Genomic DNA, 16,964 nt, shown 5'->3' on the forward strand with positions numbered 1-16,964 from the left:
GCGCTCCTTTCGGTAGATATCAAGGAAGAGATCACCAAGGAACTCAGTTAAGAACAGTTAAAGAGGTTTTTTATGCATTTGCGACGTATTTTATTGGCTTTTTCTCTGGCAACTTCTGCAGCTTCAGTAGCATTTGCAGATTTGGTTCAGTTAAACGATTCATCCACTGACAGTCTTGAGCAACTCACACGTACTTTGTCTCAAGGTGCATATTCTGACTCGAGTGATATTGACCTACCAGCAGAAACGAAATTAAACGTTCAATTGCGTGAAAAAAGCATCGAATTAAATAACGATACAATTGCAAAGAAATATGGCAATAGCAGTGTCAATAAATCTTCTTACAATTCTATGAGTGCTGGTGGTGCATATTCATGGTTGGTGTCGCATCCATTACCTGATATGAAGCGTGTAAGCTCAGATTTTGGCGGTCGTACTATGGGTGGTCGCGCTGAAAATCATTCTGGTTTAGATTTATCTGCACCAAGTGGTACGCCAATTTATGCTACAGGCCCAGGTATTGTGACCAAATCGGGCTGGGGCACAGGCTATGGTCAGTATGTTGAAATCAACCACGGCAATGGCTATTTAACCCGTTATGCGCATGCATCTCGTTTAGTTGCGCGTGTAGGTGATCGTGTACAAGCGGGTGAGTTAATCGCTAATGTGGGTTGTACAGGACGTTGTACTGGTCCTCACTTGCACTATGAAGTTGTTAAAGATGGTCAGCGTAAGAACCCATCTACATATTTAGCGATGTTGCCATAATTTAGGTCATACACCGTACCAAATAGAAAAACCTCTTTTACAGATACCACTGTTGTCATTTGAATAATATATTCAAAGTGTCACGGTGGTATTTGTTTTTATAGCTGATTAAAGATCACACTATCACTAAAAACAAATAGAAACTGTATGTAAAATGCGCGCAATTGGCTTTTTATTGTGCTTTTGTGTAATAAAACGTCAGTCATTATTTATTTTATAAATAGTGGTCGAAAAGCGTATTCAGCTGCGACCATAACTGCCACCGACCTAAATATGATACATATAAGAACATTACATTAGGCTTATAGAATAGGTGAATTATGGCGTTTTACGGCGATACTGATGCGCAAGAAACCCAGGAATGGCAAGAAGCATTTGACTCAGTTTTACAGCATATGGGCACAGAGCGCGCGGCATTTTTGCTCGAAAAACTGTATCAGCAAGCAATCGCTAAACACGTTCCTATTCAGCGCCTAAATACTCCTTATTTAAATACGATTTCTGTGAAAGAAGAGCCAGCGATGCCAGGCGATCAGGATATGGAGCGCCGTATCCGCGCTTTAATCCGCTGGAATGCATTGGCAATGGTACTTCGCGCGAATAAAACGGGCGATGATTTAGGTGGTCACTTGGCCAGCTTTGCATCTTCTGCAACCTTATATGATGTGGGTTTTAACCACTTCTTCCGTGCCAACAGCGATAGCTTTGGCGGCGACATGATTTATTACCAAGGTCACTGTGCACCAGGTATTTATGCGCGTTCTTTCCTTGAAGGTCGTTTGACTGAAGAACATTTGAATAATTTCCGTCGTGAAGTCGATGGCATTGGCTTACCGTCTTACCCGCATCCATACTTAATGCCTGACTATTGGCAGTTCCCTACCGTATCGATGGGCTTGGGCCCGATCATGTCGATTTATCAAGCGCACATTCAAAAGTACTTGATGAACCGTGGTTTGATTAAAGAAGAAAACCGTAAAGTTTGGGCTTACCTTGGTGATGGCGAGATGGATGAGCCTGAAAGCACGGGTGCTATTTCGCTTGCGGGTCGTGAAAAGCTAGACAACCTGATTTGGGTAGTGAACTGTAACTTACAGCGTCTAGATGGCCCTGTACGTGGTAACGGTAAAATCATTCAAGAGCTTGAGTCTCTATTCCGTGGTGCGGGCTGGCGTGTAATTAAAGTTGTATGGGGTCGTCATTGGGATCCACTGCTTGCAAAAGATGATAGCGGTGCTTTAAAAGCGGTAATGGAAGAAGCGGTTGATGGTGATTATCAACGCTACCAAGTGAAGGGTGGTGCTTATACTCGCGCACATTTCTTTGGTAAATATCCTGAAGCTGAAGAGCTGGTGAAGGGCTTGAGCGATGAAGACATCGATAACCTGAACCGTGGCGGTCATGATCCATACAAAGTATATGCAGCCTATGCAGAAGCAATGAAAGCCAATGGTCAGCCAACGGTTATTCTTGCGAAGACAGTAAAAGGCTACGGCTTGTCTGAAGAAATTGAGGCGGTGAATAAAACGCACCAAATCAAGAAAATGCAGTTGGAATCTTTAAAATACGTTCGTAACCGTTTTAACCTGCCATTTACCGATGAGCAGTTGGACGAAGTGCCGTTCTATCGCCCAAGTGAAAATTCACCTGAATTGAAATATATGAAAGCGCGCCGTGAAGCTTTAGGTGGTTACCTGCCAGCACGTCGTAAAGAAAGCGAACAGCTGGCGATTCCAGAGCTTTCTGTATTTGATGCAGTGTTAAAAGGCTCTGCAGGCAAAGAACAATCGACCACCATGCTGATGGTGCGTTTGATCTCATCGCTATTAAAAGAAAAAGCCATTAAAGACCGTGTCGTTCCGATTGTTCCAGACGAAGCACGTACTTTTGGTTTAGAAGGTATGTTCCGTCAGTTAGGTATTTATGCCGCGCACGGTCAAAAATATACCCCAGAAGACCAAGAACAGTTGATGCATTACCGTGAAGCAAAAGACGGTCACATGCTTCAGGAAGGGATTAACGAAGCAGGTGCAATGAGTGCATGGGCGGCCTTGGCAACCAGTTATTCAACCAATAACTTGCCAATGATTCCAATGTACATGTACTACTCGATGTTCGGCTTCCAGCGAATTGGCGATATTGCATGGGCTGCAGGCGATGCGCAGGCGCAAGGTTTCTTGTTGGGTGCAACAGCGGGCCGTACGACCTTGAATGGTGAAGGTTTACAGCACCAAGATGGTCACTCGCATATTTTAGCCAATACGATTCCAAACTGTATTTCATACGATCCATGTTTCGGTTATGAATTGGCTGTAATTGTGCATGACGGTTTAAAACGCATGTATGTGAATCAAGAGCGTGTGTTCTATTACTTAACGGTGATGAACGAAAACTACGAGCATCCTGCGATTCCTGCAAATGCGGAAGAAGGCATTAAACGCGGTTTGTATTTACTTGAAGATGATGAAAAAGCGACGGTTCAGTTGATGGGCTCTGGTGTGATTCTTCGTGAAGTGATTAAAGCTGCGCAAATTCTACGTGATGAATACCAAATTCATTCAAATGTATGGAGTGCAACGAGCTTTAACGAGCTTGCGCGTGACGGTATGGCGGTTGAAGAATACAACCGCTTGCACCCAATGGCAGAAGCGAAAGAATCTTGGGTGTCTCAACAATTGCGTGGCACCAAAGGTATTGTGGTGTCTGCAACAGATCACATGCGTGCTTACAGCGAACAGATTCGTGCTTACCTGCCGGACAACCGCCCATTTGTAGCGCTGGGTACAGACGGTTATGGCCGTTCGGACACACGTGCAAAATTACGTAGCTACTTTGGCGTAGATGCTGCCCACATTGTGGTTGCAACATTGAAGAAATTGGCTGATGAAGGCGAAGTGGATGCACGCTTGGTGAAAGATGCAATTTCGAGTTTTGAGTTGGATACAGACCGTCCAGTTGCATGGGCGCCGCAAGCGACTCCAGAACTTCATGCTGTTGCTGACTACAAAGAGGAGAACTAAGTATGAAAATTACCACTCCTGATATTGGTGTAGATAAAGCGACAGTTGCTGAAATCTTGGTAAAAGTTGGCGATACCATCAGTGTTGACGAAAGCATTGTGCTTTTGGAATCTGATAAAGCATCAGTTGAAGTGCCTAGCACTTCAGCGGGTGTTGTAAAAAGCATTTTAGTGAATCAAGGCGACCAAGTTGCTGAAGGTGCTGTGCTGATTGAATTAGAAGCTGAAGGTCAAACTGCAGCGCCAGCTGTAGAAGCGCCTCAGGCTGCAGCTGCACCCGCTGCTGAAGTAAAAGCTGAGTCTGTAGCTCCAGTTGCAGCGCCTGCTGCTGCATCACAAACTGTTGATGTACAGGTGCCAGACATTGGCGTTGAAAAAGCCATTGTGGGTGAAATATTGGTTGCTGTAGGCGACACGATTGAAGTTGATCAAAGCATTGTGGTGGTTGAATCAGACAAGGCGACGGTAGAAGTGCCAAGCACAGCTGCAGGCGTGGTTGAGTCAATCAGCATTCAAGTGGGCGACAGCGTGAAAGAAGGCGTGGTGATTCTGCAAGTGAAGTCTGCTTCATCTGTAGCGCCAGCGGCTCAAGCTGCACCGCAACCTGCTGCTACTCCTGCACCTGTTGCAGAGGTTTCAGAAGTTGTGTCTCAAACTGTATCAGCTCCAGCAGGTGACGTAGACGTTGCAGTGCCTGACTTGGGTGTAGATAAAGCGGCAGTTGCTGAAATCTTGGTTGCTGTTGGTGACAAAGTTGAAAAAGACCAAAGCATTATTGTGGTTGAATCGGATAAAGCGACTGTAGAAGTGCCAAGCACGACTGCAGGTGTGATTAAAGCAATTCATGTCGCGCTGGGCCAAAACGTTTCTGAAGGTGTTGCTTTAGTGACAATTGAGGCTGAAGGTCAGGCGGCGCCTGCACCTGTAGTCAAAGTATCTGCTGCTCCACCAGCGCCTGCTAAAACGGAAGCACCTAAAGCGGTTGCACCTGTGGCTCAAGCACCTGTCGCTCAAGGATCAGACAAGCTGACCAAAGAGCAAAATGCTGCCAATGCCAAAGTATATGCAGGCCCAGCTGTTCGTAAACTTGCGCGTGAATTGGGTGTGGTACTTGCAGAAGTCAAAGCATCGGGTCCACATGAACGTTTAATGAAAGAAGACTTGTTTGCTTATGTGAAAACACGTTTAACTGCGCCACAAGCTGCACCAGTGGCAGCAGTCGCTCAGGTATCGGGCTTGCCAAAACTGCCAAGTTTTGATGCCTTTGGTGGGGTGGAAGAGAAAGTATTGACACGGTTACAACAAGTGTCGATTCCACAGTTGTCGTTAAACAACTACATTCCACAAGTGACGCAGTTCGACTTGGCGGATATTACAGAGCTAGAAGCTTGGCGTAATGATCTTAAAGGCAACTTTAAGAAAGACGGCATCAGCCTGACCATTATGGCATTCATTATTAAAGCGGTTGCACACCTGCTCAAAGAAGAGCGTGAGTTTGCAGGCCACTTGGCGGATGACGGTAAATCAGTATTGTTGCGTAATGAAATTCACATGGGTATTGCAGTTGCAACACCGGATGGTTTAACTGTGCCAGTACTGCGTAACCCTGATCAAAAATCGATTAAGCAAATTGCGGTTGAATTGGGTGAGTTGGGTCAAAAAGCGCGTGATAAGAAACTTTCTCCGAAAGACCTTCAAGGTGCAAACTTCACAATTTCGAGCCTAGGCGCAATTGGTGGTACTGCGTTTACACCACTGGTGAACTGGCCTCAAGTGGCAATCTTGGGTATTTCACCTGCAACGATGCAGCCAGTTTGGAATGGTCAAGGTTTTGATCCGAAGTTAATGCTCCCGCTTTCATTGTCATACGACCACCGTGTGATTAATGGTGCAGATGCGGCACGCTTTACCAATAAACTCACCAAGTTGCTTAAAGACATTCGCACCTTGTTAATTTAAAGCATGAATTAAGTCCTTCTACATCGCACTTCTTCGTTGGAAGTAGGGACTGCGAGGGATTGAAAAAGATGAACACACCTTGCTACGGCAGGGTGTTTTTACATAGGTAAATTTAATCGGCAGAAGATTGAAAATTTTCTTTCTACAGCTTAAAATGGACACACTTCATTGGGGAGTAGCCGCTGTTCAGCTTGAACAGGTGATGGTCAACATATTTGCTCTAAAACGGGCATGGTCATCATAGCAAAGAACCAAATGAGCTCCTTGTGGCTTTTCTTTTGTTGGCAAGACCTTTGATTTATCACTCTGCACATTTGGCTAGCAGGAGGGATAGGTCATTGGTATATGTTATTGCTAGCCAGAGAAATGCATCATGTTATCAGCTTTCTTTATTTCCCTCGCTGTCGTTGCTCTGTCTGAGATGGGCGACAAAACACAGCTTCTTGCCTTATTGCTGGCTGCAAAATTCCGAAAACCTATTCCTATTCTGGCTGCCATTTTTTTAGCGACTGTGGTCAACCATGGTGTGTCTGCCATTTTAGGTCAATTGATTACCACCGTATTGAGCCCTACAGTCCTACTTTGGATTGTATCTTTAGGCTTTATTGCCATGGCTGCTTGGATGTTGATTCCAGATGAGTTGGATGATGAGTCTGAAAGCATTAACAAATGGCAAAAATATGGAGTCTTTGGTGCGACCTTTGTCTTGTTCTTCTTGGCAGAAATTGGCGACAAAACCCAAATTGCCACTGTAGCTTTAGCTGCACGTTTTGACAGTATTGGTTGGGTGACTTTGGGTACGACTCTGGGCATTATGTTGGTGAATGCACCTGCCGTATTTATAGGGAATAAACTGGCAGAAAAACTCCCAATCTCTTTAATTCATAAAATTGGTGCGTTGGTGTTCTTGGTGATTGGTGTGGCTGCTTTGGCACAACATTATTTATTTTAAACATAATATATAAAAATAATATTCAATTAAATCCTGAGTTAAAAGCTCAGGATTTTTTGCTTATAAATGTGAACCAATTCACTGATATTTCAGACAATATAGTCTATTTTGCTTGTTGTAACTTTAACTAAATCTCTATATCGTAGACACATATATAAATTCAATTTTTAAAAGAAAATTTTGGGGAATTGGTATGGCTTTTGAACGTACTACATCGCAGGTCTTATTTGATAATGGCATTCATAAATGCATCAGCTTTACCAGTTTGGTTAAAGGTGAAGGTGTACAGGCCAACCAATTCCTGATCATTGATAATGGCCGTGCTGCAGTACTTGATCCAGGGGGTGACTTGACCTATGTCCCCCTGACTATGGAATTAAATAAGTACACACGCTTGACCAATTTGGATTTGGTGATGGCATCGCATCAAGATCCAGACATTATTACCTCAATGCCACGTTGGTTGGTGTATACCGATGCCAAAATTGTGGCATCAAAGCTATGGGCACGTTTCTTACCACACTTAAACTCTTCTTTTATGAGCGATCGTATGAAGGGCAACTGGTTAGATCGTCTAATTGAATTACCAGACCATGGTCAGGTGATTAGCTTGGGCGAAAGTAAGATTATTGCGGTGCCTGCACATTTCCTACATTCGGTGGGTAATTTCCAGTTTTACGATCCAATTGCCAAAATTCTATTTTCTGGCGATATGGGTGCATCGATGGTGGATGATGCATCAAAACCATTAGAAAACTTTGCTGCGCATATTCCAAAAATGAAAGGCTTCCATCAACGCTATATGTGTTCAAACAAAGTGATTCGTTTGTGGGTGCAAATGGTGCGTACTATGGACGTAGAAATGATCGTGCCACAGCATGGCACTCCATTTGTAGGCAAAACACAAATCAATCAATTCTTGGATTGGATTGAAACGCTGGAATGCGGTATCGATTTAATGGATGAAACCGTCTTTACTTGCCCAGAATAATGAACGCGGTATTCAAAGAAAAATATTGAGTTGAAAATCAGCATTTTTTAAAATTTTTCGTCCAAAAATGAATGTTTTAGATGACGAGAATAGTAAAAAATGTTGTCTCAAGTTCCAACACAGGATGCGTGTTTAAGCTGTGGCGCCTGTTGCGCCTTTTTTAGGGTATCGTTTTATTGGGCAGAGGGTTTGAACTTACCTGAGCACTATACAGAGCCAGTGACGGCCGTATATTCATGTATGGTCGGAACCAATCAAAGTTCACCGCGTTGTATCGCTCTAGAAGGTGAAATTGGTCGGCAGGTCAGTTGTGGGGTGTATAACCAGCGTAGTGAATCTTGTAAGGATGTACAGGTTGCAGATGCGCAATGTAATAAAGCACGTCGGGCTTACAATTTAATTCCTTTGGTTGCCCTGGAACCAGCACTTACTGAGCATTTTGATCAAGTGAGTTAAATTAGTGACTACAAGAGTGAAGCAAGGGCTTCACTTTTGTAACATAAAAAATTGAGTGTTTAAAAAGCAAGTGCCTTGAAATAAAGCAAGATAAAATCAATGCTTGAGAGAATAATAAAAAAATTAATGGTCACTTTTGACAAAAAAAATCTGCATTGCTTGAAATAGGCATGAATAAAAAGCAAATTTTTGTTTATAATAGCGCACGGAAATTACCAGTGAGACTGTTATGTTGACCATCGTTCAAGACGCTTTGACTTTTGATGATGTCTTATTACTCCCTGCCTACTCGACTGTCCTCCCAAAAGATGTCTCATTAAAGACACGATTCACTCGCGGCATTAATTTAAACATTCCTCTTGTTTCAGCAGCTATGGATACTGTGACTGAGTCACGTATGGCAATTGCAATGGCGCAAAACGGTGGTATTGGTATTTTGCACAAAAACATGGATATTGCTGCCCAAGCTGCAGAAGTACGCCGTGTGAAAAAATTCGAAGCGGGTATGGTGAAGGATCCTATCACTGTAACGCCAGAAACATCTGTTCGTGACCTTATCTCAATTACACAAGCCAACAACATCAGCGGTGTACCTGTTGTAAAAGATGGCAAAGTTGTAGGTATTGTGACTGGTCGTGATACACGTTTTGTGACGAACTTAGAACAGCCTGTAAGCAACATCATGACCGGTCAAGACCGTTTAGTGACTGTGCGTGAAGGCGAATCTAAAGAAAATATTCAAGCATTGCTTCAAAAACACCGTATTGAAAAAGTATTGGTTGTTGGCGAATACAATGAGCTTAAAGGCCTAATTACGGTAACTGACTTCCGTAAAGCTGAAAGCTATCCAAATAGCTGTAAAGATGACCTCGGTCGTCTGCGTGTCGGCGCTGCAGTTGGTACTGGCGCTGAAACACCAAGCCGTGTTGAAGCATTGGTAGAAGCAGGTGTTGATGCCATTGTTGTTGATACAGCGCATGGTCATTCTGCAGGTGTAATCGAACGCGTACGTTGGGTGAAAACAAACTACCCACAAGTACAAGTCATTGGCGGTAACATTGCAACTGGCGATGCTGCATTGGCTTTACTTGATGCTGGTGCAGATGCGGTTAAAGTTGGTATTGGCCCTGGTTCAATTTGTACAACACGTATTGTGGCTGGTATTGGTATGCCACAAATTTCGGCAATCGACTCTGTTGCAAATGCACTAAAAGATCAAATTCCATTGATCGCGGATGGCGGTATTCGCTTCTCTGGCGACATGGCGAAAGCGATTGGCGCGGGCGCAAGCACGATTATGGTGGGTTCTTTACTTGCAGGTACTGAAGAAGCACCAGGTGAAGTTGAATTCTTCCAAGGTCGTTACTACAAAGCTTACCGTGGCATGGGTTCATTGGGCGCAATGGCAGGCTCTACAGGTTCTGCTGACCGTTACTTCCAAGACGCTAAAGCAGGCGCAGAGAAGTTAGTACCAGAAGGTATTGAAGGTCGCGTACCATACAAAGGCCCTATGGGTAATATTGTGCATCAAATGATGGGTGGTTTACGTTCATCTATGGGTTATACAGGCTCTGCGGTGATTGAAGATCTTCGTCAAAATGCGAAGTTTGTAAAAATTACTTCAGCAGGCATGTCTGAATCTCATGTGCATGATGTAACGATTACGAAAGAAGCGCCGAACTACCGTGTAGGCTAATATTTTAGTCTGAGCAGTAGCGTAAAAAAGCCGTCATTCAACTGACGGTTTTTTTTGTTTTGGTGTAAAGTATTTCGTAATGAAAAGGATGATGCAAATCACCCATTAAGAAGTGAGACATACATGAGCTATTTTGGTACCGATGGTATTCGTGGTAAATTTGGTGTGATGCCAATTACCCCTGAATTTGCATTAAAATTAGGTTTTGCCACTGGTAAAGTCATCAAACGCCATAGTAAAAAAGCCAAACCAGTTGTTGTAATGGGTAAAGACCCGCGACTTTCAGGCTATATTCTAGAGTCTGCTTTACAGTCAGGTTTAAATGCAGCAGGTGTATATGTCCATTTACTGGGTCCATTGCCTACACCTGCAATTGCACATTTGACTCGTGCATTGCATGCAAACTTAGGTATTGTGATTTCAGCTTCACATAACCCGTACTTTGATAATGGAATTAAATTTTTTTCTAGCGAAGGTAAAAAATTACCAGATGCATTACAGGAAGAAATTAATCAAGAATTAGAAAAAGAATTGATTATTGATGATATTGCAAACTTAGGTAAGAGTGTTCGTGTAGACGATGCTCAGGGTCGCTATATTGAATTTTGTAAGTCTTCCTTTCCTTACCATTATGATTTGAATGATCTTACAATCGTTGTGGACTGTGCCAATGGTGCGGCTTATAACGTTGGTCCTGCGGTGTATCGTGAATTGGGTGCCAAAGTCATTGCTATACATAATGAGCCGAATGGTTTAAATATTAATGAAGGCTGTGGCTCTACGCATCCTGAAAGCTTACAACAAGCAGTGGTTCAGTATAAAGCTGATGTAGGTATCGCTTTTGATGGCGATGCAGACCGTGTAATTATGGTAGATCAACATGGTCAGCAAATTACAGGCGATCATATTCTGTATATTCTTGCGACCAAAGCGAAGCATAAACCGGCAGGTATAGTCGGTACTTTAATGTCCAATATGGCGCTTGAACTGGCACTTGAAAAAGCGGGTGTAGAACTACTACGTGCTAAAGTAGGCGATCGCTATGTATTACAAGGTTTAGAAGAAAAAGGTTGGGCGATTGGTGGCGAGCCATCGGGCCATATTTTAACCTTAGACAAGAGCACCACAGGCGATGCCATTATTGCTTCACTGCAAGTTTTAACAGTCATGGTTGAGCAACAAAAAGCTTTAGATGAATTGGTTGCAGATTTTAAACTCCTGCCGAATGTGTTGGTCAATGTGCGTTTAGAGGCTATGTTTGATCCATACTCAGTCCCTGCTTTAGTCACTGAATTTGAAAAAGCAGAAGCGCAATTGAAAGGCCGTGGTCGTTTATTAATTCGTAAATCAGGTACAGAACCTGTGATCCGTGTGATGGTTGAAGGAGATGACTTGGCAGAAGTTACAGCTTTGGCCAATCATTTGGCGGATGCTGTTCGTGCCAATGCTGTCTAATTGGGAGTTGTACTGTGAGTGATGTGATTAAAGACTTAAGTGAGCTTCGTCTGAGTTATCAAAAGGCAGAGTTACATGAGGATCAGGTAAATGCAGATCCACATGAGCAGTTTTTGGCTTGGTTTAATCACGCATTAGAGGCTCAATTACCTGAGCCTTATGCAATGTCTTTGGCAACCTCTAATGCGCAAGGTCGTCCACATGTACGTACGGTCTTGCTACGTGGTGCAACCTTGTTGGGTTATGATTTTTATACCAACTATGACAGCCAAAAAGGCAATGATCTTGCTGAGAACCCGTATGCGGAATTGCTGTTTTATTGGCAAGAGCAAGAGCGTCAAATTCGTGTGAGCGGACGCGTAGTTAAAATTGATGAAACTGAATCAATAGACTACTACCACAAACGCCCACGTGACAGTCAAATTGCTGCGCATATTAGTACACCACAAAGTGGTGTGATTGAAAGTCGTGAAGAGCTTCAAGATCGTTTTCAGCGCTTACATGATCAGGTTGAAAGTCAAACGGTGCTCAATAAGCCAGAATTTTGGGGAGGCTACCGTTTACAGCCAGACCATTATGAGTTTTGGCAAGGGCGACCAAACCGTTTGCATGATCGCTTGAGCTATGAAAAAGTAGATGGTGTTTGGACACTGCAAAGACTGATGCCTTAATGCCTAAGATGTTAATTAAACATAGACCCTTATTGTCACGCCCTGAATCTTTTCAGGGCGTTGCGCCCTTTATTGCCGAAATTTTGGCACGTCGTGGTGTTAGGTCGGAACAAGAATTAGATTTAAAGCTTAAATTTTTACTCGCCCCTGAAATGAAAGGGCTCGAGCAAGCTATTCAGCGCATTGATCAGGCCATAGACCAGCAGCAGAAGATTGTGATTGTTGGGGATTATGATGCGGATGGTGCGACAAGTACGGCACTGATGGTCTTAGTACTTCGTCAAATGGGTGCACAGGTTGAGTATTTAGTCCCAGACCGTTTTAAATATGGTTATGGTCTAACGCCTGCGATTGCTGATTTGGCATTTTGTACTTATACCCCAGATTTACTCATTACGGTCGACAATGGTATTTCCAGTCATACTGGTGTAGCGCAAGCACAGGCGCATGGCATGCAGGTGATTATTACAGATCACCATTTAACCACTAAGCCAACGCCTCATGCAGAAGCAGTGGTCAATCCGAATCAGCTAGGTTGTCCATTTCCAAGTAAAGCCTTAGCAGGTGTTGGGGTGGCTTTTTATGTATTGGCTAATTTGGCGACCCACCGTAAAAAGCTCGGAAAATCCACTGCAGCTGTGGTGCAGTATTTGGATTTGGTCGCTTTAGGGACTTATGCTGATGTCGCAAGTCTTGATTATAACAATCGAATTTTAATTGATGCGGGCTTAAAGCGCATCCAGCAAGGGCAGTGTCGCCCAGGTATTACTGCGTTGTTAGATATTGCTGGGCGTGATCCAGCAAGTCTTAAAGCGCAGGATCTAGGTTTTGTGCTTGGACCACGGATTAATGCGGCTGGCCGTATGGAAACGATGGACATTGGTATTGAATGTCTATTGGCGCAAGATTTAAATCAGGCCTATGCTTTGGCGCAGCAACTGAATCAATTGAATGTTGAGCGCCGTCAAGTTGAAGGTAAAATTAAGCAAGAAGCTCTGGCTGAGCTAGAGACGATTCAACTCGATACACAAGACTTGCCTTCAGCGCTTATTATGTATGAACCCCATTGGCACCAAGGTGTGATTGGGATTGTCGCAGGACGTTTAAAAGAGCAGTTCCATCGACCGAGTATTGTCTTTGCTTCGGATGACGATGGCTTGCATATTAAGGGCTCAGCGCGTTCGATTGAAGGTATTCATATCCGAGATTGTATAGAGCAAATTGCCGAGCAATATCCGCATTTGATCAGTCATTTTGGTGGACATGCTGCTGCTGCAGGCTTAAGTATTTTAAAAGAGCATTTTGAAGAATTTAAGCAATTTTTTGAGGCCTTGATGGCCACACAAGATGAACAGCTATTTCAAGCAGTTTTGTGGACTGATGGTGAGCTTCCTGATTATGCTTTTCATCTTGAAACGGTCGATCTTTTACAAAACTTAAGCCCTTGGGGACAAAAATTTCCTGCACCCATTTTTGATGGGATGTTTAAGGTGGTTGACTATCGCTGGCTGAAAGACACCCATTTAAAACTACGTTTGGCGCTGGCTTCAGGGCAAGTGGTTGATGCGATTGCTTTTAATGCTACGGATAAATATCAGTTTGATCCTATGCAATCCGAGCTTCGTATAGTGTATGAGCTGGATAAAAACACTTTTAATGGCGTGACTAATTTACAGCTCAGAGTTCTGCATTTGGAGCAGTAATGGGGTAGGGCTAAATCACTGTACATTTAATTAAGTACAAAAAAAACCGCTCTTAAGAGCGGTTTTTTTGTGGAGAATCTAATTTGAATTAGAAGCGGTATTTTGCTGCTACGCCAAATGAGTTGTAATCATTTTTACCAGCTTCACCAAAACCAACGCGACCTTCTAGGCTAACTTGTTGATTGATGAATTTACGTGCATTAATGCCTACTTCGCTTTGATCAGTAAGATCATTGTTGTAGTAATCAGCACCTACACTGAATGTTTTGTCGATGAAGTAATCTGCTTTCACATTAAATTCATCTAGGTCACCAAATGACGCGCCAGCTTCTAAGTTGATGTCTTTACCATTGCTTAGTGTTGTTACGTATTTGGCACGAATTGTTGGATCAGCACCGCTGTCATTGTCGTTATCATAACCTTTCACACCCGCAGCAACTAAGAAACCAGGTGCTGGAAGGTAACCCACTTCAGCTGCATAATAAGTGGTGTCAAAGTCACGTTTGCCAAGTGGTGTTTTAACTTCTAAATTATTACGGCTGATGTCACCGCTTAAGTAAAAGTCAGAGTTTGGCACGAAGTATTCAATGCCAGCGCCGTAAGTGTTGTCGTCTACATCACCACGATCTGCAAATGTTGCATGTGCATTAACATTGCTTGCGCGGTCAAGGAACGCAGCTTCTGCAAGTGGTGCGTTACGTGTTTGAACAGGCTTAAAGTAATATTTACCATTTACACCGAATTCGCTACCTGAACTACCATTGTCTGGATCAATATAGGCTGCTGACGCGCCAACTTCTGCTTGGTATGCATGAGCAGTACCTGTAATTGCAACAACTGAAAGTAGTGCTGAAGCAAGTGCTAATTTTTTCATGGATCATACCCCTCTGAAATTTGCCTTAATAAATACATTTTTTGTTACAAGTTTCAGTCTAGAGAAATTTTCAGCCCCGTCAAATTTTAGAAAGTTACAGAAATGTTTCCACGGTAATTTTATGTAAAATATGTTCACTATCTTTTTGAATATTAATGTAAAAAATATAATGTTTAGTTTTATTAAAATTAAGGATTTTTTGTGAATTTCATTGTTTTTGTTTGTTTTTTAATCTTTATTGTTGGGGGTATTAGATGTGTTTAAGAAAAAAGACGCGTCTAAAAACGCGTCTTTTTTATACAATCTTATTGCAAATTTAGAAGATTAGAAGCGTAAAGTTGCATTGATATTGTAGGTGTTTAGATCATCACCAAAACCAATTGTGCCGCCCACAGCAAAGTTTGGATTGATGAAGTATTTGCTACGAATCAGGAAGGTATCTTCATCAGCAGTATTGTTGCCGTAGTCGATAGATTCATAACCCACACCTAGGCTTAGAGCAGGGTTAATGTAGTAATCAGCACCTAAACGAACTTCGTCAATATCCCCAAACTCAGCGCCAGCTTCTAGATTAATCGATTGGCCATTGCTTACTGGTGCTACATATTTTGCTTGGATGGCAAAACGAGTGTCATCAGAATTTGGAAGGTCGGTATTGTAGCCATCAATCCCTGCAGCGAAGAGCAAGTTTGAAATTGGCATATAACCAGCAAGCGCGCGGTAAGTGAAAATATCATAGTCTTTTTTCGGTGGCTTAACTGATTCTTGACCATAACCGAGTTCAGCATTGAGATAAAATTGATCGACAAAGTACTCAATACCAGCTTTGAAAAGGTTGGTTTCATCTTTAGGTGTTTGGCCTAATATTGTATTGAGTTTGGTGAAGTCGTAAGCATAGCCTAAATAAACATTGCTGTTATGGCCTAAGAACGCTGCTTCATTTAAAGGGCCTTTCGCGTTGACATTGTCGAAGTAGAAAGTGCCTTTTAGTTCAAATAAGCCAGAAGTATCTACAGCATTGCTATCATAATCACGGAATGTATAGCCCCCTTCAACTTGGCCATTATAAGCAAAGCTTGTACTTGCTAAACCCATTAAACCCAATGCGATGAATAATTTATTCATTATTTATTATCCTAGTTTTGTATGTAAAAAAAGTGCAGCAAATGCTTCAAAAGCGTGCGTATTGTTTATAAAGTGAGCGCCAAAGTCAATCGATGATTCGCATGACTGGGCTGAAATTGCATAAACGGTCTGTGCTATAATTGTGGGCTATTTAAGCCAAAATTTTGATTTGAGAGAATTCACGTGGAAATTAATCCTTATCTACTCCAGCTAAAAGACTTGAACGAACGTGGTCAAACGCTACGGGGGTATCTTTGACTACGATCTAAAGAAAGAGCGTTTAGAAGAAGTTCTCCGTGAATTAGAAGACCCAGCGATTTGGAATGACCAAAGTCGCGCACAAGCAATGGCCAAAGAAAAAGGCGAGCTTGAAAATGTCATTAATGTGCTTGAAGGTTTGTCTGAGCAATTAGATGACGCACAAGCCATGCTGGATTTGGCAGTTGAAGCTGAAGATGAAAGCTTATTGGTTGATGTACAAGCAGAATTAACCACTGCTGAAGAAGAGCTTGCGAAATTAGAATTCCGTCGTATGTTCAGTAATCCAATGGACCCGAACCCGTGTTATGTCGAAATTCAAGCAGGTTCTGGCGGTACGGAAGCACAAGACTGGGCGTCTATGTTACTGCGTATGTACTTACGTTGGATCGAACGTCACGGCTTTAAAGCAGAAGTGATGGAAGAATCAGACGGTGATGTGGCAGGGATTAAATCTGCAACGATCCGTGTAGAAGGTGAGTATGCATACGGTTGGTTACGTACTGAATCTGGTGTACACCGTCTCGTTCGTAAGTCACCATTTGACTCAGGCAACCGTCGTCATACTTCATTCTCTGCAGTTTTCGTTTCGCCTGAAGTGGATGACAATATCGAAATTGATATTAACCCTGCGGATGTTCGTACAGATACTTACCGTGCATCAGGCGCGGGCGGTCAGCACATTAACAAAACTGACTCTGCGGTACGTTTAACACATGCGCCAACAGGTATTGTGGTGGCCTGTCAGAACCAACGTTCACAGCACGCCAACCGTGACCATGCTTGGAAACAATTACGTGCAAAACTCTATGAATTAGAGATGAAAAAACGTAACGATGCCGCACAAGCTTTAGAAGATACCAAGTCTGATATTGGCTGGGGTAGCCAAATCCGTTCTTACGTTTTAGATGACTCGCGTATTAAAGATTTGCGTACCAGTGTAGAAAGCTCAAATACAGGTGCGGTATTGGATGGCGATTTAGATAAGTTTATTGAAGCTAGCTTGAAGCAAGGGCTTTAATTTAAATTTTATTTAA

13 protein-coding genes and 1 riboswitch are annotated in these 16,964 nt (G+C 42.8%); of the genes, 11 read left to right on the plus strand and 2 right to left on the minus strand.

All coding sequences use genetic code 11. The features are described 5' to 3' along the window. Positions 1 to 72 precede the first annotated feature (72 nt). The 10 genes from DYI81_RS02150 to recJ all read left to right on the plus strand — a co-directional run bounded on the left by DYI81_RS02150 (position 73) and on the right by recJ (position 13,670). The gene (locus DYI81_RS02150; RefSeq protein ID WP_117006573.1) at positions 73 to 768 is read left to right on the plus strand and encodes a M23 family metallopeptidase; all 696 of its coding nucleotides are present in this window, start codon (positions 73 to 75) and stop codon (positions 766 to 768) included. Between the two features lie 320 nt (positions 769 to 1,088). Next, positions 1,089 to 3,788 (plus strand): pyruvate dehydrogenase (acetyl-transferring), homodimeric type, encoded by a 2,700-nt coding sequence (gene aceE, locus DYI81_RS02155; RefSeq protein WP_106984199.1) that lies wholly within the window; start codon positions 1,089 to 1,091, stop codon positions 3,786 to 3,788. Positions 3,789 to 3,790: 2 nt separating this feature from the next. Further along, the gene (locus DYI81_RS02160) at positions 3,791 to 5,746 is read left to right on the plus strand and encodes a 2-oxo acid dehydrogenase subunit E2 (protein ID WP_106984200.1); all 1,956 of its coding nucleotides are present in this window, start codon (positions 3,791 to 3,793) and stop codon (positions 5,744 to 5,746) included. Positions 5,747 to 5,904: 158 nt separating this feature from the next. Further along, positions 5,905 to 6,044: riboswitch (yybP-ykoY riboswitch) on the plus strand. A gap of 75 nt (positions 6,045 to 6,119) precedes the next feature. Beyond that, positions 6,120 to 6,698, plus strand: coding sequence for a TMEM165/GDT1 family protein (locus tag DYI81_RS02165; RefSeq protein WP_117006574.1), 579 nt, complete (start codon positions 6,120 to 6,122; stop codon positions 6,696 to 6,698). A 193-nt stretch (positions 6,699 to 6,891) separates the two neighbouring features. After that, a complete protein-coding gene (locus DYI81_RS02170; protein ID WP_106984202.1) occupies positions 6,892 to 7,689 on the plus strand; it encodes an MBL fold metallo-hydrolase in 798 nt (265 codons plus the stop codon). Positions 7,690 to 7,788: 99 nt separating this feature from the next. Beyond that, positions 7,789 to 8,145, plus strand: a complete 357-nt coding sequence (locus DYI81_RS02175; protein WP_106984203.1) for a YkgJ family cysteine cluster protein — start codon at positions 7,789 to 7,791, stop codon at positions 8,143 to 8,145. 229 nt (positions 8,146 to 8,374) lie between these two features. Further along, entirely contained in the window at positions 8,375 to 9,841 is a 1,467-nt protein-coding gene (guaB, locus tag DYI81_RS02180; protein ID WP_106984204.1) for an IMP dehydrogenase, read from the plus strand. Positions 9,842 to 9,964: 123 nt separating this feature from the next. Beyond that, positions 9,965 to 11,296, plus strand: coding sequence for a phosphoglucosamine mutase (gene glmM, locus DYI81_RS02185; RefSeq protein WP_106984205.1), 1,332 nt, complete (start codon positions 9,965 to 9,967; stop codon positions 11,294 to 11,296). Positions 11,297 to 11,310: 14 nt separating this feature from the next. Further along, entirely contained in the window at positions 11,311 to 11,967 is a 657-nt protein-coding gene (gene pdxH / locus DYI81_RS02190) for a pyridoxamine 5'-phosphate oxidase (RefSeq protein ID WP_117006575.1), read from the plus strand. Continuing rightward, on the plus strand, positions 11,967 to 13,670 hold the full coding sequence (gene recJ / locus DYI81_RS02195; RefSeq protein ID WP_117006576.1) for a single-stranded-DNA-specific exonuclease RecJ: 1,704 nt from the start codon (positions 11,967 to 11,969) through the stop codon (positions 13,668 to 13,670). Before pdxH ends, recJ begins: the two co-directional genes overlap by 1 nt. Before the next feature lie 88 nt (positions 13,671 to 13,758). On the opposite strand, the gene DYI81_RS02200 is transcribed toward recJ, so the two are convergent. Together DYI81_RS02200 and DYI81_RS02205 are read right to left on the minus strand one after the other, a co-directional pair. Continuing rightward, positions 13,759 to 14,544 (minus strand): putative porin, encoded by a 786-nt coding sequence (locus DYI81_RS02200; protein WP_106984208.1) that lies wholly within the window; start codon positions 14,542 to 14,544, stop codon positions 13,759 to 13,761. Between the two features lie 324 nt (positions 14,545 to 14,868). Continuing rightward, entirely contained in the window at positions 14,869 to 15,669 is an 801-nt protein-coding gene (locus DYI81_RS02205) for a putative porin (protein WP_117006577.1), read from the minus strand. 183 nt (positions 15,670 to 15,852) lie between these two features. Here DYI81_RS02205 and prfB point away from each other — a divergent pair. Next, a protein-coding gene (gene prfB / locus DYI81_RS02210; RefSeq protein WP_106984210.1) for a peptide chain release factor 2 occupies positions 15,853 to 16,948 on the plus strand; the annotation gives its coding sequence in 2 pieces (ribosomal slippage) (positions 15,853 to 15,924 and positions 15,926 to 16,948; 1,095 coding nt in all). Positions 16,949 to 16,964: the final 16 nt, after the last annotated feature.

The sequence above is a fragment of the Acinetobacter sp. SWAC5 genome (assembly GCF_003419885.1).
In the GTDB taxonomy this organism is placed as follows: Bacteria; Pseudomonadota; Gammaproteobacteria; order Pseudomonadales; family Moraxellaceae; genus Acinetobacter; species Acinetobacter cumulans.